This window comes from Sphingopyxis sp. (assembly GCF_041916015.1).
Lineage (GTDB): Bacteria > Pseudomonadota > Alphaproteobacteria > Sphingomonadales > Sphingomonadaceae > Sphingopyxis.
This window is the reverse complement of the sequence record NZ_JAYSAH010000075.1, coordinates 25,243-44,412: the sequence shown is the minus strand read 5'-3', so window position 1 is coordinate 44,412 and position 19,170 is coordinate 25,243. Positions and strand designations below refer to the sequence as shown.

Annotated in this window: 15 protein-coding genes and 1 tRNA gene; 14 read left to right on the top strand and 2 right to left on the bottom strand. The window is 66.7% G+C overall.

The window, feature by feature from the left end; translation table 11 throughout:
- Positions 1–6 precede the first annotated feature (6 nt).
- The 13 genes from ACE3SL_RS10775 (at position 7) to ACE3SL_RS10715 (ending at position 12,562) form a co-directional block, all read left to right on the top strand.
- Entirely contained in the window at positions 7–1,188 is a 1,182-nt protein-coding gene (locus tag ACE3SL_RS10775; RefSeq protein WP_374525738.1) for an XrtA/PEP-CTERM system-associated ATPase, read from the top strand.
- Positions 1,189–1,233: 45 nt separating this feature from the next.
- Positions 1,234–2,094: an XrtA system polysaccharide deacetylase gene (locus ACE3SL_RS10770; RefSeq protein ID WP_374525737.1), complete on the top strand. Its 861-nt coding sequence runs from the start codon at positions 1,234–1,236 to the stop codon at positions 2,092–2,094.
- Entirely contained in the window at positions 2,091–3,158 is a 1,068-nt protein-coding gene (locus ACE3SL_RS10765) for a FemAB family XrtA/PEP-CTERM system-associated protein (protein WP_374525749.1), read from the top strand. Before ACE3SL_RS10770 ends, ACE3SL_RS10765 begins: the two co-directional genes overlap by 4 nt.
- A gap of 122 nt (positions 3,159–3,280) precedes the next feature.
- Positions 3,281–4,486: a TIGR03087 family PEP-CTERM/XrtA system glycosyltransferase gene (locus tag ACE3SL_RS10760; RefSeq protein WP_374525736.1), complete on the top strand. Its 1,206-nt coding sequence runs from the start codon at positions 3,281–3,283 to the stop codon at positions 4,484–4,486.
- Entirely contained in the window at positions 4,483–5,961 is a 1,479-nt protein-coding gene (gene xrtA, locus ACE3SL_RS10755; protein ID WP_374525735.1) for an exosortase A, read from the top strand. Before ACE3SL_RS10760 ends, xrtA begins: the two co-directional genes overlap by 4 nt.
- A 13-nt stretch (positions 5,962–5,974) precedes the next feature.
- The gene (locus ACE3SL_RS10750; protein WP_374525734.1) at positions 5,975–7,870 is read left to right on the top strand and encodes an XrtA/PEP-CTERM system amidotransferase; all 1,896 of its coding nucleotides are present in this window, start codon (positions 5,975–5,977) and stop codon (positions 7,868–7,870) included.
- Between the two features lie 248 nt (positions 7,871–8,118).
- Complete coding sequence (locus ACE3SL_RS10745) at positions 8,119–9,300, top strand: GNAT family N-acetyltransferase (protein WP_374525733.1); 1,182 nt, start codon at positions 8,119–8,121, stop codon at positions 9,298–9,300.
- Positions 9,297–10,163 carry a cupin-like domain-containing protein gene (locus ACE3SL_RS10740; RefSeq protein ID WP_374525732.1) on the top strand — a complete coding sequence of 289 codons (867 nt, stop codon included), beginning with the start codon at positions 9,297–9,299 and terminating at the stop codon, positions 10,161–10,163. The genes ACE3SL_RS10745 and ACE3SL_RS10740 overlap by 4 nt, the downstream gene beginning before the upstream one ends.
- 255 nt (positions 10,164–10,418) lie before the next feature.
- The gene (gene infA, locus ACE3SL_RS10735; RefSeq protein WP_010162480.1) at positions 10,419–10,637 is read left to right on the top strand and encodes a translation initiation factor IF-1; all 219 of its coding nucleotides are present in this window, start codon (positions 10,419–10,421) and stop codon (positions 10,635–10,637) included.
- A 26-nt stretch (positions 10,638–10,663) separates the two neighbouring features.
- Positions 10,664–11,236, top strand: coding sequence for a nucleoside triphosphate pyrophosphatase (locus ACE3SL_RS10730; protein ID WP_374525731.1), 573 nt, complete (start codon positions 10,664–10,666; stop codon positions 11,234–11,236).
- The gene (locus tag ACE3SL_RS10725; protein ID WP_374525730.1) at positions 11,229–12,206 is read left to right on the top strand and encodes a ribonuclease; all 978 of its coding nucleotides are present in this window, start codon (positions 11,229–11,231) and stop codon (positions 12,204–12,206) included. The genes ACE3SL_RS10730 and ACE3SL_RS10725 overlap by 8 nt, the downstream gene beginning before the upstream one ends.
- Positions 12,196–12,390, top strand: a complete 195-nt coding sequence (locus ACE3SL_RS10720) for a DNA gyrase inhibitor YacG (RefSeq protein WP_374525729.1) — start codon at positions 12,196–12,198, stop codon at positions 12,388–12,390. The genes ACE3SL_RS10725 and ACE3SL_RS10720 overlap by 11 nt, the downstream gene beginning before the upstream one ends.
- Positions 12,391–12,486: 96 nt before the next feature.
- A tRNA-Phe gene (locus ACE3SL_RS10715) sits at positions 12,487–12,562 on the top strand.
- Between the two features lie 20 nt (positions 12,563–12,582).
- On the opposite strand, the gene ACE3SL_RS10710 is transcribed toward ACE3SL_RS10715, so the two are convergent.
- Positions 12,583–13,119, bottom strand: a complete 537-nt coding sequence (locus ACE3SL_RS10710) for a septal ring lytic transglycosylase RlpA family protein (protein ID WP_374525728.1) — start codon at positions 13,117–13,119, stop codon at positions 12,583–12,585.
- A 267-nt stretch (positions 13,120–13,386) separates the two neighbouring features.
- On the opposite strand from ACE3SL_RS10710, the gene ACE3SL_RS10705 reads away from it, so the two are divergent.
- On the top strand, positions 13,387–15,996 hold the full coding sequence (locus tag ACE3SL_RS10705; RefSeq protein ID WP_374525727.1) for a TonB-dependent receptor: 2,610 nt from the start codon (positions 13,387–13,389) through the stop codon (positions 15,994–15,996).
- 113 nt (positions 15,997–16,109) lie between these two features.
- On the opposite strand, the gene ACE3SL_RS10700 is transcribed toward ACE3SL_RS10705, so the two are convergent.
- A complete protein-coding gene (locus ACE3SL_RS10700) occupies positions 16,110–19,157 on the bottom strand; it encodes a TonB-dependent receptor (protein WP_374525726.1) in 3,048 nt (1,015 codons plus the stop codon).
- Positions 19,158–19,170 lie beyond the last annotated feature (13 nt).

Genomic DNA, 19,170 nt, shown 5'->3' with positions numbered 1-19,170 from the left:
TTTTCGATGTACGATCAATATTATGGTTTCACCGGCCGTCCGTTCCAGCTGACGCCCGACCCGGCCTTTTATTTCGAGAGCGGCACCCACCGCAAGGCGATGTCCTACCTCGGCTACGGCCTCGCGCAGGGCGAGGGCTTCATCGTGATTACCGGCGACGTGGGCGCGGGCAAGACGACGCTCGTCGGGCATCTGATGAACACGATCGACCCCAACCGCCTGACCGCGGTCAAGCTGGTGTCGACGCAGGTCGAGGGCGACGATTTGCTCCGCCTCGTCGCCGAACAGTTCGGGATCGAGTGGGAAGGGCAGAGCAAGGCCGAGCTGCTCCGTTCGATCGAGCAATATCTGCGTGAACAGGCGCGCGCCGGCCGCCGCACCTTGCTGATCGTCGATGAGGGGCAGAATCTCGCGATCTCGGCGCTCGAAGAACTCAGGATGCTGTCGAACTTCCAGCTCGGCGACCATTCGCTGCTGCAGATTTTCCTGCTCGGCCAGCCCGAATTCCGTCAGACCCTGTTCCATACGCCCGCGCTCGAACAGCTCCGCCAGCGGGTGATCGCGACGCACCATCTCGACCCGATGGAGCCCGAGGAGGTCGAACCCTATATCCTCCACCGGCTGAAAAAGGTCGGCTGGACCGGCAACCCGAGCTTCGCGCCCGAGGCGTTCGAGCTGATCTTCGACTATAGCGACGGCGTGCCGCGCAAATTGAACGTGCTGGTGAGCCGCCTGCTGCTGTTCGGCGCGGTCGAGGAACTGCACCGAATCTCGGCGCAGCATGTCCGCAACGTCATCGCCGAGGTCGAGGCCGATCGCGGCATCGACGAGGCGAGCCTTGCGCCGCTGCCGGTCGAGGAGGTCGTCGCGCATGCGGCCGCGGCGGTCGCGCCCGAATGGCCGGCCGCTGCGCCGGACGGCCGTCCGCCCTTCGCTGCACCGCCGGTGCAGGCCGCTGCGCCCGCGCCCGCGCCCGCGAATGAGGATGTCCTCGAACTCGCGCCGCCGCAGCCGGTGGTTGATGAGGAGCAGATCGACGCGCTGAAGGCGCAGATCGCGAGCCTCGAGGCGCGGCTCGTCGAACAGGACGCCGCGCTGCGCCGCGTGCTCGACCTGCTCATCGAATGGGTCGAGCGCGATCCCGAAAATTCGCCCAATCCCGCGAAATCGCAGGTCTGGGCCGCGTGACGTGCTGAACATCATCGGCTAAGATGCTGATGAAGGTGAGGGAAAATGCAGAACGGCCTGTCGGTCGACGTCGAGGACTGGTTTCAGGTCGGCGCCTTTGAGCGCACGATCGACCGTGCCGACTGGCCGGCGCTCGAATGCCGGGTCGAGGCGAATTGCGACGCGGTGCTGCAGCTTTTCGCCGACGCGGGCGCCAGGGGCACTTTCTTCACGCTGGGCTGGGTGGCCGAACGCTATCCGGCGCTGATCAAACGGATCGTTGCGGCGGGGCATGAACTCGCGAGCCACGGTTACGATCACCAGCGCGTGTTCCAGATGACGGCCGACGAGTTCGCGGCGGACCTCAGGAAGACGCAGGCGATCCTCGAGGATCTGGGCGGTGTCGCGATCCGCGGCTATCGCGCGCCGAGCTTTTCGGTCGATACGCGCACGCCATGGGTGCATGCCGTGCTGGCGGAGCAGGGCTATGCCTATTCGTCGAGCGTCGCGCCGGTGGTGCACGACCATTATGGCTGGCCGCAGAGCCCGCGCCATGCGTGGCGGCCGCTCCCCGACAGCGATCTCGTCGAATGGCCGGTGACGACCGCGCGGGTCGCGGGGCGCACGCTCGCGGCGGGCGGCGGCGGGTTCATGCGGCTGCTCCCTTATGCTTTCACGCGCTGGGCGATCGCGCGGATGAATGAAGAGGGGCATCCGGCGATCCTCTATTTCCATCCGTGGGAGATCGATCCCGGCCAGCCGCGCGTCACCGATGCGCCGCTCAAGTCGAAGGTCCGGCACTACAGCGGGCTGTCGGCGATGGCGGGCAAGCTCCGGAAGCTGCTTGCCGATTTCGCGTGGACCCGCGCCGACGCGCTGCTTCCTGCACAACAGGAACGCGCGGTGCCGTGGCGCGCCGCGGCGTGAATGCGCCGGTGCATCCGGTGAGGCAGGGGCTTTCGGTCGCGCCGCTGGACGATGCGGCGGCGTGGGACGCCTATGTCGCGGGGAATCCGCTGGCGACGCCGTTTCATAGCCGGGCATGGTGCGAGGCGATCACCAAGGCGACCGGGCATAGGGGGCATGTGCTTGCGGCTTATGATGGAGCGGGGGCGATCATCGGCCTGTTGCCGCTCCACCATATCCGCTCGCCCTTGTTCGGGCAGGCGCTCGTCGCGAGCGGCTTTGCGGTCGATGGCGGGCTGCTCGCCGATCATGATGCGGCAGCGGATGCGCTGGCCGACGCGGCGGCGGGGCTTGCCGGATCGCTCGGCGTGCCGTCGGTCGAACTGCGCGGCGGTCCGTTGCCCGCGGGCGAAGGCTGGCGATGCGAGGCGGGCGTCTACGCCGGTTTCGCGCGCGATCTGGCCGCCGATGACGAGGCCGAATTGCTCGCGGTGCCGCGCAAGCAGCGCGCCGAGGTGCGCAAGGCGATCGACAGCGGGTTGACTGTGACGACGGGCCGCGATGCCGCCGGGCGCCGCGACCATTACCGCATCTATGCGACGAGCGTTCGCAACCTCGGGACGCCGGTCTTTCCGAAGGCGCTGTTCGACGCGGTGCTCGATGCGTTCGGCGACGATGCCGATATCCTGACCGTGCGCGACGGCGGGAGGCCGGTCGCGAGCGTGCTCAGCCTCTACTGGCGCGGCGCGGTGATGCCCTATTGGGGCGGGGGAACCGCCGAGGCGCGGGGGCTGCGCGCCAACGAGCGGATGTATTTCGCGCTGATGCTTCATGCGCGGGCGAAGGGCTGCACGCGCTTCGACTTCGGGCGCTCGAAGGTCGGCACCGGACCCTTTGCCTACAAGAAGAATTGGGGGTTCGAGCCGCGCCCGCTCACCTATGCGCGCTGGCTCGCGCCGGGCGAGACGCCGCGCGACACCAACCCCAATAGCGCCAAATACCGGCTGCAGGTCGATCTCTGGAAGAAGCTGCCGCTGTGGGCGGCGAACCGCCTCGGGCCGCTGATCGCGCGCGGATTGGGGTAACGCGCCGGTGGCTTCCAGACAATCGTCATTGCGAGCGAAGCGAAGCAATCCAGAGTGGCGTAAACCGCTCTGGATTGCTTCCCCCCGGATCAAGTCCGGGGCCGCAATGACGGGGTAAAGCGATGGCGGAAATCCTCTTCCTCGCCCACCGTGCGCCATGGCCGCCCGACCGCGGCGACCGCATCCGCAGCTGGCACATGTTCGAGGCGTTGGCGAAGCTCGCGCCGGTGCATGTCGCGGCGCTCGCCGACAATGCGGCCGATGCGGCGGCGGCGCGCGCCAAGATGGGCCCGCTTTGCAAGAGTCTGTGCATCGAAGTGCGCAAGGTTTCGCGTTCCGCCGCGCTGGTGCAGGCGGTGCTGCGCGGTGAGCCGGTGTCGAACCGGCTGTTCCGCAATGCCGCACTGGCCGAACATGTCGGCGCGCTGCTCGCGCTGGGGACCGTCACCCATATCGTCGCCTTTTCGGGCCAGATGGCGCAATATCTGCCGGCGCGCTTCGACGGGCCGGTGATCATGGATTTCGTCGATGTCGATTCGGCGAAGTTCGCCACCTATGCTGAGCAGGACAAGCGCCAGCCGCTGAACTGGGTTCATGCGCGTGAGGCGAAAAAGCTGGCGGCGTTCGAGGCCGAGGTCGCGCGCAAGGTCGATGCGAGCCTCTTCGTCAGCGAGGCCGAGGCGGCCTTGTTCCGCGAACGGAGCGGGCTCGGCGGCGATATCGTCTTTGCGGTCGAGAATGGCATCGACACCGATCGCTTCGATCCTGCCCTGTCGTTCGACAGGGCAGGCGAGGGCGAGGGACCGCTTGCGGTGTTCACCGGCCAGATGGACTATCGCCCGAACATCGATGCGGTGCACTGGTTCGTCGCCGACATTTTTCCGTTGATCCGCAAGCAGCATCCGACTGCGCGCTTCGCGATCGTGGGGCGCGCGCCGACCGAGGAGGTGCGCGCGCTCGGCGCGCTGCCCGGCGTCACCGTCACCGGCGAGGTGCCCGATGTGCGGCCCTGGCTTGCCGCGGCGGAAGCCGTCGTCGCGCCGCTGCTGCTCGCGCGCGGGGTGCAGAACAAGCTGCTCGAAGCGATGGCGATGGCGCGCCCCGTGGTCGCGAGCGCCGCCGCCGCGACCGGAATCGACGCGGCGGACGGCGAGCATCTGCTCGTTGCCGACGGTGCCGAGGCGATGGCCGCGGCGGTCGTCCGGCTGTTCGACGATCCCGCTGCCGCCGCCGTGATGGGCAAGGCGGCGCGCGGGCGGATGATCGCGCGCTACGGCTGGGACGCGCGGCTCGCGCCGCTTGCCGAACTGCTGGGGCTGGACGGGTGACGCGCTGGCAGCGGCATCTTTCGGCACTAGCGGGCCTGTGGGCGGCGATCCTTGCGATCTTTCACGCCGATGCCGCTGACATGGCCGGCATCTGGTGGCACAGCTCGACCTTCACCCACTGCCTGCTGATGGTGCCGATGATCGGCTGGCTGGTGTCGCAGCGGACCGCGCTGCTGAAGCCGCTGACGCCGGCATATTGGTGGCCCGCGCTGGTCTGGATGGCGGGGGCGGGGCTGGTCTGGCTGGTCGGCGAGGCGGCGGGGGTCGGGCTGTTCCGGCAGTTCGGACTCGTGCTGATGCTGCAAGGGGCGGTCGGCGTCGCGCTCGGCGAAAAGCTCGTGCGCGGGCTGCTCTTTCCGCTCGGCTATGCGCTGCTGCTCGTGCCGTTCGGCGAGGAACTGGTGCCTTTGCTCCAGACGATCACCGCGAGGATCAGCATCGTCCTGCTCCATCTGTCGGGAATCGCCGCCGAGATCGAGGGGGTGTTCATCACCACCCGCGCGGGCTTCTTCGAGGTCGCCGAGGCCTGTTCGGGGGTCAATTTCCTGATTGCGATGCTCGCTTATTCGGTGTTTGCGGCGCACCTCTGTTTCCGAAGCTGGACGCGGCGGATCGCCTTCGTGGCGCTCGCGCTCGCGACGACGGTGCTCGCCAACGCGCTGCGCGCTTATGGCACGATGGCCGCCGCCGAAATTTGGGGGATCGAGCGCGCGAGCGGGATCGACCATGTCTTTTACGGCTGGATCTTCTTCGGGCTCGTCATCCTGCTCATCATGCTCGTCGCGCGGCGCTGGTTCGACCGGCCCGCGAACGACGCTGCGGTCGATGTGGCGGGGCTCGACGGACTGCCGCGGCACGGGGGGGCTGCGAAGCTCGTCCTGCCCGCGGCACTCGCGCTGCCCTTGCTCTTCGCCGCGTGGGGCTGGCTCATCGGCGGGCGCGCGGCGCCGCTGCCCGCGACGATGGCGGTCGCGGCCCCGGCGGGATGGAGCGCCGCCTCGTCGGAGCAGCGGGGGTGGATGCCGCGCTTCGACGGCGCCGACCAGCGGCTCGCGCGCGATTTCACCGATGCGAAGGGGCGCCGCGTTACCGTCGCGATCGGCGGTTATGAACGGCAGGACGAGGGTCGCGAGGTCGTCGCTTACGGGCAGGGCGCGGTCGATCCCGACAGCAAATGGGCGTGGAGTGCGGCGCTGCCGCCGGTCGATGGCGGCAAGACCGACCGGCTGCTCCATCCGGGCCCGGTGCTGCGCGACGCGGCGAGCTGGTATGTCGTCGATGGCCGCGCGACAGGGAGTGCACGGGGAGCCAAGCTTGCCGGCTTGAAGGCGCGGCTGTTCGGCGGCGACCCTCGCGCGCTGTCGCTGATCGTGTCGAGCGAGGAGGGCGCGGGCGGCCGCGATGCGATCACCGCTTTCGTTTCCGCGTCGGGCGGAGCGCAGGCAATGGCTGACCGCGCTCTGAAACTACGCTAGGAACGTTTCCTATATGTGTGGGATCGCCGGAATTTATCATCTCGAAACGGCGAAGCCGGTCGATCCCGCGCGGGTTCGCGCGATGCTCCATCCGATGAGCCATCGCGGTCCCGACGGGTCGGGCGACTGGATCGCGCCGGGGGTCGGGCTCGGCCATCTCCGTCTCTCGATCATCGACATCGCGGGAAGCCCGCAGCCGATGGCGAGCGACGACGAAGCGGTGACGCTTACCTACAATGGCGAAATCTATAATTTCCGCGAACTGCGCGCCGAGCTCGAGGACCGCGGCCACCGCTTTCGCACCAACGGCGATACCGAGGTGATCATCGCGGCGTGGCGGCAATGGGGCGTCGAATGCCTGTCGCGTCTCAACGGCATGTTCGCCTTTGCGATCCACGATCATGCGCGCGGCTGCCTGTTCCTCGCGCGCGACCGGCTGGGGGTGAAGCCGCTTCATCATGTCCGCCTGTCGGACGGCTCGATCGCCTTCGCGTCGGAACTGAAGGGGCTGCTCCGCCACCCGCTGCTCCGGCAGGAGGCCAATCTGGCGGCGGTCGAGGACTTCCTCGCGCTCGGTTACGTCCCCGACGATAATTGCATCGTCGCGGGGGTCGAGAAATTGCCCGCGGGCCATTATCTGCTCCTCGAACGCGGCAAGCCCGTTCCCGCGCCGACGCGCTGGTGGGCGCCCGATTTCTCGAAGCGGGTCCGCGCGAGCGAAGGCGAGGCGGCCGAGCATCTGATCCACCTGATGCGCGCTGCCGTCACCGACCGGATGGTTGCCGACGTGCCGCTCGGCGCCTTCCTGTCGGGCGGAGTGGACAGCAGCGCGGTCGTCGCCTTGATGGCCGAAGCGAGCGCGAAGGCGGTCAAGACCTGCACGATCGGCTTCGACCAGGCGGCGCTCGACGAGACGGCCTATGCGCAGCAGATCGCCGAGCGCTTCGCGACCGACCATCGCACCCGCACCGTCGCCGCGGGCGATTTCGCGCTGATCGACCGGATCGCCGACATGTTCGACGAGCCCTTCGCCGACGCGAGCGCGCTCCCGACCTACCGCGTCTGCGAACTCGCGCGCGAGCAAGTGACCGTCGCGCTCTCGGGCGACGGTGCCGACGAAGCGTTCGCCGGATACCGCCGCCTCGTCTTCCAGCATCAGGAGGAACGGCTGCGCGGGATGATCCCGCGTTTCCTGCGCAAGGGGCTGTTCGGGCCGCTGGCGCGCGTCTGGCCGCAGATGGACTGGGCGCCGCGTCCCTTGCGCGCGCGCGCGACGCTGGCGAGCCTGTCGAAGAGCGGGGCGGAAGGCTATGCCGAGGCGGTCGGGGTGACCGGGCCGGCGCAGCGCGCGCGGCTGTTCAACGATGCCGCGGTCCATGCGCTCGGCGACCATGTCGGCGAGGCGCGCTACTGGAAGGCGATGGCCGAGGCGCCTGCCGCCGAGCCGCTCGACCGCGCGCAATATGCCGACCTCAAAATCTGGCTGCCCGGCGACATTCTGACCAAGACCGACCGGATGAGCATGGCGGTCAGCCTCGAGGCGCGCGAGCCGCTGCTCGACTATCGCCTGATCGAATTCGCCGCGAGCCTGCCCGCGTCGATGCGCGTCCACGGCGGGACGGGCAAGGCGATCCTCAAGAAGGCGATGGAACGCTATTTGCCGCACGACATCCTCTATCGCCCCAAGATGGGGTTCGTGACGCCGGTGTCGGCGTGGTTCCGCGGGCCGCTGGTGGAGCAGGCGAAGGCGCTCGCGACCTCCTCGACGCTCGCGCGCTCGGGCTGGTTCGACATGGCCGAGATCGAGCGCATCGTCGCCGCACACCAGTCGGGCCGCCGGGATCACGGGCGGCTGATCTGGCAATTCTTCATGCTCGAAAAGTCGCTGGCGAAGCTGTTCGGGATTTGAGGCCTGATGGCTGGCTTGGGGTGGGAAGCGGACGCTGCCCTTTCTTTACTTCGTCATCCCCGCGAAAGCGGGGACCCAGAGCATGCGTCGGCCGACCCCACACTGGGTTCCCGCTTTCGCGGGAATGACGAAGGGAGAGAGTGCGGCAACTCCCGGCCGGAACCGGCCATTTCGGTATGCGGAGGATGATGGAAGGCTTAGACGAATCGCCACGCCCTCTTAACGCTTCGCTGCTAGGCTCGCTGCCGATGACGGTTCATCCAGCCTTTCCGGTCCAATCCGGCGCCGCGCCGCTGACCGTGCGGATCGCCGATCCGCTGGCGCTCTCCGACGGCCTCGCCGCGGCGTGGGACGGGCTCGCGCATGAGGCGAGCGAGCCCAATCCGTTTGCCGAGCGCTGGTGCCTGCAATCGGCGCTGCACCTGCTCGACCCCGAGCGGCAGGCGCGGCTGGTGATGGTGCAGGCCGATAGCGACGGGCCGCTGATCGGAGTGATGCCGCTGGCGCCCGCGGCGAAATATGGCCGCCTGCCGTTGCGGCACGTGACCGGCTGGGCGCATCCCAATCATTTCCACGGCGCGCCGCTGGTGCGCGCGGAAATGGAACCGCTGTTCTGGTCGATCCTGCTCGGCTGGTGCGACGCGGCGGGCTGGGCGCATACGCTGCTCCAGACGGCGCGGCTGACCGAGGACGGACCGCTGCACAAGGCGCTCGCCGAGGTCGCGCGGCTGCGCGGCGGCGCGGCCGAAATCGTCCACCGCGAGGAACGCGCGCTGCTCGAAAGCGACCTGTCGCCCGACGCCTATTGGGAGGCGGCGGTGCGCGGCAAGAAGCGCAAGGAGCTTCGCCGCCAGGCGAACCGGCTGTCCGAAGAAGGGCGCGTGTCGTTTCGCCGCTGGCAGGCGAGCGAGGCGGTCGAGCCGTGGATCGATGCCTTTCTCGACCTCGAGGCGCGCGGCTGGAAGGGGCGCGCGGGATCGGCGCTCGCGAGCCATGGCGATACCGAGGCCTGGTTCCGCGCGATCGTCGCGGGCGCCGCGGCGGCGGGGAAGCTCGACATGCGCGTGCTTGCGCTCAACGACCGGCCGCTCGCGATGCTCGTCAGCTTCCTCTGCCCGCCGGGCGGCTTTTCGTTCAAGACCGCGTTCGACGAGGATTATGCGCGCTTCTCGCCCGGCGTGCTGCTGCAGCAGGCGAACCTCGACCTGCTGGGCGATCCGCGCATCGAGTGGGTCGACAGTTGCGCCGCGCCGGGGCATCCGATGATCGACAGCGTCTGGCGCGAGCGCCGGCGCCTCGTCTGGGTCAACGTCCCGCTCGCGCGCGGCGCCGACCGGCTGCGTTTCCGGGCGCTGGCCGGGGCGGAGAAACTCTGGCGGCGCTGGAAACGTCCCGCGCCCGTGGAGCATGAGGAATTGCAAACGCCATGACGGCCGAACCGACCATCGAGCAGCGCGTCTTTCCGGCCGAAACGCTCGCGCGGATGGCGGCGCTCTATCCCGCGGCGGCGGGGCTGCTCCACCACCGGCTTCCCGACCATCCCTTGCTGTCGCTCGAAGCGCTCGCGACGCTCGGCGAGAGGCTGCCGGAGGGACAGGTCGAATATAATCCCGGCGACGTGCCGATCGGGATCCGGCCCGAGGATGTGCCCTCGAACGGCCTGTCGATCGGCGAGACGATCCGCACGATCGACAGCAATCGCAGCTGGGCGGTGCTCAAGAATATCGAGAGCGAGCCTGCCTATCGCGCGCTGCTGATGAACCTGCTCGGTGAACTTCAATCGGTGGTCGAGCCGCGCACCGGGGCGATGCTGACGCCGCAGGGGTTCGTCTTCATTTCCTCGCCGGGGTCGATCACGCCGTTCCACTTCGACCCCGAGCATAATATCCTGCTGCAGCTGCGCGGCACGAAGACGATGAACGTCTGGCCCGCGGGCGACGAGCGCTTCGCGCATCGCATCGAGCACGAGCGCTATCACACCGGCGGGCACCGCAACCTGCCGTGGGAGGAAAGCTATCGCGAGGGCGCTGAGCAGGTGCCGCTGGGACCCGGCGACGCGGTGCTGATGCCGGTGATGGCGCCGCATTTCGTTGCCAACGGCGATGCGCCGTCGATCTCGCTGTCGATCACCTGGCGCAGCGAGTGGAGCTATCGCGAGTCCGAAGCCCACGCCGCCAACGCCGCGCTTCGCCGCATGGGGATGAACCCCGCGATGCCGCCGCGCTGGCCAAGCTATGCCTGGGCGAAGACGGTGGGCTGGCGGGTGGCGCGGAAGTTGCGGCTGGTGTCATAGGTTCGCGCGGAGACGCGGAGGCGCGGAGCGGTCGCGCCAGCCGCGCGGCGGCATTCTTTTTTCGTATCGCGTCATGCCGCATCGTCGAAAGGATAAGGGGCATGCCGGCCCACGCAAACCCCTCCGCGCCTCCGCGTCTCCGCGCGAATCTTTTCATTCAAATGTCTCGGAGCGCTCCTGTGACAGATTGCTTTCAATTGGCGCCGATTGGCGTTATGGGCGCGCATCCTGATATTATGAGCTCCTAGAGGATAGATGGCCAAAGAAGAACTTCTGGAAATGCGCGGCCAGGTGGTCGAACTGCTCCCCAACGCGATGTTCCGCGTGAAGCTGGAAAACGACCACGAGATTCTGGGCCATACGGCCGGCAAGATGCGCAAGAACCGCATCCGCGTGCTGGTGGGCGACGAAGTGCTCGTCGAGCTCACCCCCTATGACCTGACCAAGGGTCGGATCACCTATCGCTTCAAGTGAGCGGCGCGGTAAAACATCCCGCGCCCATGCGAAAACTGGTTCTCGCTTCGACCTCGCCGCGCCGGCGTGAATTGCTGGCGCGGATCGGCCTGGCGCCGGCACGCGTCGCGGCTCCCGACATCGATGAAACGCCGCTGAAAGGCGAACTGCCGCGCGCTTATGTCGCGCGGCTGGCCGAGACCAAGGCGCTCGCGGTCGAGCGCGCGCCGGGCGAGGTCGTTCTCGCGGGCGACACCACGGTCGCGGTCGGCCGCCGCATCCTCGAAAAGCCCATCGACGAGGTGGACCTCCGCCGGATGCTCGGGCTGCTGTCGGGGCGGCGTCATCACGTCTGGTCGGGGGTTTGCGTCGTCGGCGCCGACGGCAAGCCGCGCGTGCGCGTTGCCGACACGATCGTCGCCTTCAAGCCGCTGAGCGCCGCCGAGATCGACTGGTATGTCGAAAGCGGCGAGGGGATGGGCAAGGCGGGCGGCTATGCGATCCAGGGCCGCGCCGAGGTGTTCGTCCGCTTCCTGTCGGGCAGCCATTCGAACGTCGTCGGCCTGCCTTTGTTCGAGACGCGCGCACTGCTGAGCGCCGCCGGGGTGCCGCTTGGCTGAATGGCTTTACGAGGCGGGCATCGGCGAGCGTCGCGCCGCGCTCGTCGAGGACGGTCGCATCGTCGAGGCGCGGATCGAACGCGACGGTGAGGGGTCGCGCGTCGGCGCGGTCGTCGCGGCGCGGCTCGTCGAGGCGGGGAAGGGAGCGCTCGTGACGCTCGACCTGCCGGGTGAGCCGGTGGCGGCGATTTCTTCGGTGCCGCCGGGAACCTCGATCGGCGCGACGCTGACCGTCGAGATCGTCCGCATGGCGCTGCGCGAACGCGGGCGCGACAAGCCCGCGCGGGCGCGGGCCGTCGATGCACCGCTTTCGGACGGTTCGGACCTGCGCGCGCGCATAGCGGCGACGGGCCTGCCGCTGGTCGAGCTTGCGCCCACAGGCCCGGATCGGCTCGAGGAAGCCGGCTGGTCCGAACTGATCGACCAAGTCCGCACCGGATATTTCCCCTTCGCCGGCGGCGCGCTGTGGGTCGATACCACCCCGGCGATGACGCTGATCGACATCGATGGCGAAGGGGATGCGCTCGCACTTGCCAGGGCGGGCGGCGCGGCGGCTGTGGATGTCATCCGCTGCTGCGGCATCGGCGGGTCGATCGGGATCGACTTTCCCTCGCTGCCCGGCCGCGCCGAGCGGCAGTCGGTCGATGCGCTGATCGACGAATTGCTGCCGCCGCCGTTCGAGCGCACCGCGATCAACGGCTTCGGCTTCCTCCAGATCATCCGCCGCCGCGAGCGGCCGTCGCTGATCGAGCAGGTGCGATTCGATGCGATTGCGACCGATGCCGCGCTGCTGCTTCGTCGGGCCGGGCGCGCGGTCGGCGCGGGCGCGTTGCAACTCGTCGCGCGCCCGGCCGTTGCCGATCATATCGCCGCGTATCCCGGCTGGATCGCCGCGCTGGAAAGACGCACCGGCCGGCCCGTCGAGATGATCCGCGACGGCCAGGTGAAAGGAGCGGGCCATGCCCAGTGAAATCCCCGCCAAGCCCGCGAAATGCCCGCTCTGCGGCAAGCCGCGCGTGCAGGCATATCGCCCCTTCTGCAGCCGCGGCTGCCGTGACCGCGATCTCAACCAGTGGTTCGACGAAGGCTATCGTGTGCCCGCGCACGAAGGCCCCGACGGCGGCACCGACGACGATCGTTTTGCGGGCGGCTGACGCGCGAAATTAGCGCGACAAAGGCTCTGGACAGGACCGAAAGCCCTGCCTATAGCCGCCGCTCGCCAGCAGGCCGACCGGCCTTGCGAAGCCCGTGCCCGGGTAGCTCAGTTGGTAGAGCATGCGACTGAAAATCGCAGTGTCGGCGGTTCGACTCCGTCCCCGGGCACCACTTCCTCGTCATACGATATTCTATTGACCGTTGGCGGCGAGCCGCGTGCGAAGCCGCTGCAGTTCCGCGGGCGCGACCGGGGTGAGCGCCGCGGCGGGTTTCCCTTCGCGCAGGCGCTTGCGGTCCTTTTCGTTCGGTTCGACCCGGCGCACGCGCACCGGCGCATGGCCTTGCGCGCGTACCCCGAGCTGTTCGGCGGCGCCGCGCGACAGGTCGATGATCCGCCCGTTCCGCGCGAACGGGCCGCGGTCGTTGACCCGCACGAGGATCCGGCGGCCGGTGTCGAGTGCGGTCACCTCGACATAGGTCGGCAGCGGCAGCGTCGTGTGCGCGGCGGTGATCCAGCCGGGGCGAAACTGTTCGCCGTTTGCGGTGCGGTTGCCGGATTCGTTGCCGTACCAGCTTGCATAGCCGAGCGCGTCATAGGCCGGCGCGGCGGCGGGGACATAGGTCGTCCCGCGCACCGTATAGGGCGGGCCGATGCGGACCGGCGCGTCGCTGACGGGGCGGAAATTGCCGCCGGCGCAGGCCGAGAGCATCGCCATGACAGCCGCCATGGCTGTCGAACGGATCGGCAATCCCTTCATGCCCCAAGCTGTAGGGACCGGGCGGCCCGAAATAAAGGCCCCTTCGCTGCGGCGATTTCGCGCGCTGCGCCGTAGCGTCAACTGTTGCTTTTTGGCCACTAAGCGACGGAAAATCGGGCTTTTGTCGCCGCGCGCGTTGACGCGGCGGGGCGGGGCGATAGAGCGACCGGTCACTGCCGGAGCATCTCCCTCCTCAGGCCCAGTGGGCCGCGTTCCGGCGGTTTGGAGAGAGAGACCATGACCTTGCGCAACATATTGTTGGGCGCCACCATGCTGTGCGCCGCTACCCCCGCCTTTGCTCAGGAAGCAGCCCCCGCCGACGATGCGGCCGCGGCGCCGGATGCCATCGAATATGGCAACGACATCATCGTCACCGCGTCGAAGCGGTCGCAGACGCTGCAGGACACGCCGATCGCGGTTTCGGTAACCTCGGCCGCCGACATTCAGAATGCGCAGATCCGCGACCTCATCGACCTGCAGTCGGCGGTGCCGAGCCTCCGCGTCTCGCAGCTCCAGTCGAGCGCGAACACCAACTTCATCATCCGCGGCTTCGGCAACGGCGCGAACAACCCCGGCATCGAGCCCTCGGTCGGCGTCTTCATCGACGGCGTCTATCGTTCGCGTTCGGCCGCCCAGATCGGCGACCTTCCGAACGTCGAGCGCATCGAAGTGCTGCGCGGTCCGCAGTCGACCCTGTTCGGCAAGAACGCCTCGGCGGGCGTCATCAGCATCGTCACGCAGAAGCCGCAGTATGAATTCGGCGGCTCGGTCGAGGCGAGCTACGGCAATTACGACGCCTTCGTGATCAAGGGCGACATCACCGGCCCGATCAGCGACAAGATCGCCTTCTCGCTCGGCGGCAACTACAACCGCCGCGACGGCTATGCCAAGGACATCAACCTCGGCACCGACGTCAACGACCGCAACCGCTGGGGCGTGCGCGGCCAGCTGCTCATCGAGCCGACCGACGCGCTCTCGATCCGCCTGATCGGCGATTATGACAAGATCGACGAGAATTGCTGCATCGCCGGCAACGTCATCGCTGGTCCGACCGTCGCGATCACCAATGCGCTCGCGGGCGGCACCAGCGTCGATGCGAACAATCCCTTCTCGTACCGCGTCTACAATAATTTCCTGTCGTCGAACCTGATCAAGAATTACGGCGGGTCGGGCCAGATCGACTATGACCTCGGCAATATGTCGCTGACCTCGATCAGCGCCTATCGCGAGGTTCGCGCCAACACCAACCAGGATTCGGACTTCACCAGCGCCGACCTGATCGGGCAGAAGTCGGACGATACCGCGATCAACACCTTCACGCAGGAACTGCGTCTGGCGTCGGATTTTGACGGCCCGATCAACTTCCTCGTCGGCGGCTATTATTTCAACGAGAAGATCAAGCAGCACAGCCAGATCTATTTCGGCGACGACTTCCGTTCCTATGGCAATGCGCTGATCCAGGCGGCGAGCGGCGGAGCGCTGAGTGTTCCGACGCTCGAGGGAGCGCTCGGCGCCTATGAAGGCAACCCGGCGAAATATGCCGGCTCCTTCTTCCGCGCTGGCGACGGCATGGATGAATATTATCGTATGAAGAACACCGCCTGGTCGATCTTCGGCACGCTCGACTTCGAGGTGACCGATCGCCTGACGCTGACGCTTGGCGGTAACTACACCAAGGACAAGAAGCGTTTCTCGACCGACGTGACGAGCACCGACGTCTTCTCGGGCATCAACCTCGACGCGCCGGCCTATGCGCCGTTCCGCAACCAGCTGCTGCTCGGCGGCGCGCTGCAACAGGCGGGCGTCAATCCGAACGATCCTGCGGCTGTCTTCGCATTCGCGACCAACCCGGCAACCGCAGCGACCTTCGCGCAGTTCCAGGCCTTCGCGAACGCCAACCAGAACAACCCGGCGGCGAACCCGCTCAATCCGCTGAAGGCGTTCCAGTTCCTGCCGCCGTTCCTCGACGTTCCGAACAGCGTCGAACCCGGCAAGACCAACGACGGCGATTTCAGCTACAGCGCGCGTCTCGCGTACAAGCTGACCGACACGGTCAACGTTTATGCCACCTACGCGACCGGCTTCAAGGCGAGCTCGGTCAACCTGTCGCGCGACAGCCGTCCGCTCGCCAGCGACCTGCCGGCGATCATCGCGGGCGGTCTCGGCACGCCAAACCTCGTGTCGGGCACGCGCTTCGCGAAGCCCGAGGAATCGACGGTCTACGAAGCAGGCCTGAAGGCGCAGTGGTCGGTCGCGGCGCTGAATCTTGCGGTGTTCAAGCAGTCGATCAAGGGATTCCAGTCGAACGTGTTCAGCGGCACCGGCTTCAACCTGGTCAATGCCGAGAAGCAGTCGACCTGGGGTGTCGAATTCGACGGGTCGGTGCGTCCGGCGCGCGGGTTGAACCTGACGCTGGCGGTCACCTATCTCGATCCGAAGTATGACAGTTTCGTCAATTCGTCGTTCGGTGACCTGTCGGGCAAGAAGCCCGCGGGCATCCCCGACCTGTCGGTCTCGATGGGCGGCACGTATACGCACGAATTCGCGGGCGGGACCAAGGCGATCGCGCACATCGACTATCAGTATGAAAGCCCGACGCAGATCGTCGACGGCCTGCTCGGCCTTCCCGCGACGGTCGCGCAGAATCTGAAGCGCGAAGTGAACCAGCTCAACGCCTCGTTCACCATCGCGCTGACGAACGGCTTCGAACTCGGCGTGTGGGGCCGCAACCTCACCAACGCGCAGTACCTTACGACGATCTTCAACGCGGTCGCCCAGTCGGGCAGCGTGTCGGGCTATCCCAGCCAGCCGCGCACCTATGGCGTGACCGGCCGTTTCAAGTTCTGATGACCCAGGGCGGGGCGGCTTGCCGCTCCGCCCGCCGGTTTGCGGATAAAAGAAACCCCGGCCTCTCGATGGAGAGGCCGGGGTGTTTTCTGGCGTTGCCGCCGTGGCGGCTTTTAGAATTTGGCGCCCACCGCGACACCGTAGCGCCGCGGTTCGACCGTGAAGATGTTGGTGAACAGACCGGAGGACTGGTCGGTCACATACATGCCGGTGGTCGCATTGGTATTGCCGAGGTTCTGGACGAAACCGCGGATATAGAAGCGGTCGTCGGGGGCGTTCACCTGAATCTGCGCGTTGATCACGGCATAGCCCTTGATGCGATCGATCGGGCTCCGGTTGAAGATCGTCCCCCAGCTCGAGCCGGTATAGTTGAGATCGGCGCGCGGTACGATCGTCCAGTCACCCGCATCGATCGTATATTGCGCCCCGACCGCCCATTTGAAGGTCGGCGCATTGGGCAGGCGATTGCCGCGAACATTGACCGGCACCCCGCTGGCATCGACCACGAAGGGCAGCGAACCGGCGGCGCCGCCGTTGAAGGCGGCCTGCAGCGGTCCTTGCAGCGGAGCGAGGGCCGGGTTGAAGCTGCCGACCGAACCCGCCGCAGCCGCCGCCAGGATCGAGCAGACCGAATACGCGCCGGTGGTATTGGTGCCCGGGACCGCGGTCGGCGCCTGGAGGCCCAGGGCGCCGTTGACCGCGCCGACGAAGGCATTGACCTGCGCCGCGGTGGCGTTCGATCCGGCGGCGGGCCGGATCGCGCAGTTGGAGGCGTTGAACAGATCCTTGATGATCACCGCATCCGACCGGCCGCCCGACGGATCGCGCGGATTGGCGAGGAAGCGATCGTCCGACACCTTCGACTTCAGATAGCTGAAGTTCGCGTTGACGACGAACGCCCGGATCGGGCTGATCACGGCTTCGGCCTCGATGCCATAGATATCGGCATTGATATTGTCGTTCACCGAGGTGCGGGCGACGATTCGGCTGAGCTGCAGGCCCTTGTATTTATAATAGAAGCCCGTGAGATTCAGCCGCAGTTGCCCGTTGCCGAAGGTGTTCTTGGAACCGATTTCGAAGGCATCGACCTTTTCCGGCGCGAAGCTGGTCGGCACCGCGAAGATCGGCGACAGTGGCGGATTGATACCGCCCGATTTATAGCCCCGCGAATAGGAAGCATAGATCAGATTGTCGTCGGTGATCTTGTAGTCCAGCACCGCGCGGCCGGTTACCTTGCCGAAGCTGACCGTATTGACCGCGAACGGCTGATTGCCGGCCCGCGACGAGTCGAAATCGAAAGCGGGGTCGTTGAGATAGCTGCTGGCATCCGTCGAGCCATAGGGAACCAGGATATTGGTGCTGGCGCCCGACGTCGTGATGATCTGATTGCCTTCGCGATCCAGCAGCGGTGCGCCGCCTGCCCCGAGCAGGACGCGGCTCTTGGTGTCCTGGAACAGGGTGGTGCGTGCGGTAACGGTCTTCTTGTCATGGTTGTAGCGGAGGCCGACCGTCAGCTTCAGCTTGTCGTTGAACTCGAAATAGGTTTCGCCGAAGATGCCGTAGGATTTCAGGCGGAATTCCGGGGTGTTGTTGCCGTAGAAGGGCGTTGCCGCAAACGCCGTTCCGCCGCTGAGCGCGCTGCCCAGAACGCCCGAGGCATAATCCAGCCCGAAGCTGTTGACGAAATAGTCGTTATTGGTGGCTTTGCTGTCGAAATAGATGCCGCCGAGCAGGAAGTTGAACATCCCGTCGAACGAGCTGTCGATATGGGCTTCGGCCGAATATTGACGGACGTCGACGCGTGAGCGGTCGAAATCGAGGCTGGTCGGGGCGCAGATGGTGTTGCCGCCATAGACGCCCACGCCGTTCGGGTCCGCCTGCGACTGGCACAGCGTCCCCGGCCCGTTGGGAATGAGAGCCTTGCGCATATTATTGAGCACTGCCAGCGGGCCGCCCGGAACGGCGGCGGCGTTCAGCACCGCGAGCCCCGGGTTGTTGGCATAGGAGTTTTGAACCGCGAGGTTGTAGTCCGACGTCGAATCGACGCTGTTCTTCATATAGCCGCCGGTCAGGTTCAGGCTCACCGGGCCGAAGTTGTGGTACAGCTTCATCGTATATTGCTGTTCTTCGGTAAAATAGGTCGGCGTAGCGTCGATGCGGACGGTTCGGACGTCCGCCGGATTGACGACGCCCGTGAAGCTGTCTCCGTCGGTGGAATAGATGCTGTTGAGCGCGATCGGTGCGAGCGCGCCGAGGCCCGCCGCCGTCAGGAATTCGCGACTGGTGAGAAGGCCAGCCAGCGTGGCGTCGCCGTTGAGCGTCTCATAGGCGAGCTTGTCGGGCAGGCAGCCGAGAACGCCGGTCGGGTCGCGATGGCAGAGCTGTTTCTGGATGCGGCTGCGATTGTCCTTTTCGTGGAAATAATAGCCGATCAGGTCGATGCGCGTGTCGTCGGTCGGCTCCCACGTCAGCGAACCGCGAACGGCGTAGAGATCGCGGTCGTCGATGCGCGTGTTGTTGTAGATGTTCTTCGTATAACCATCGCGGTTCAGCCAGGTGCCGGCAACGCGAATACCCAATGTGTCGCCGAGCGGCACATTGACCATCGCCTTCACGCGCTTCGAATCATAATTGCCATATTCGAACTCGCCCGCCGCATGGAAACCCGAAAGGTCGGGTTTGGCCGTGATGAAATTGACCACGCCCGATGTCGCGTTGCGGCCGAAGAGCGTCCCCTGCGGGCCGCGCAGCACTTCGACGCGTTCCAGGTCGAAGAATTCGCTTTCGAACAGGCGGGTGCCGAGCAGGGGCATGTCGTTGACGTGAATCGCGGTCGCGCTGTCGCAGGTGGTGCCGACGCAAAGGTCGCCGATGCCGCGGATGGTGAAGCTGGATGACGTGAAGTTCGTCTTGGTGAAGGTGACGTTGGGGAGCGTCTGCTGCAGCGCCGAGGGGTTGACGATCTGCTGCTTTTCCAAGGATTCGGCGGAAAAGGCGCTGACCGCGATCGGCACGTCCTGCAGGCGTTCGGATTGACGCTGTGCGGTCACGACGATTTCGGTGCCATAGCCTTCGTTTTCGGCATTCGCATTCTGCGCATAGGCCGGTGTCGCCACCGCCATCGCCAGAACCGACGACCCGATCAGTCCGTTGAACTTCATCTACATCCTCCCT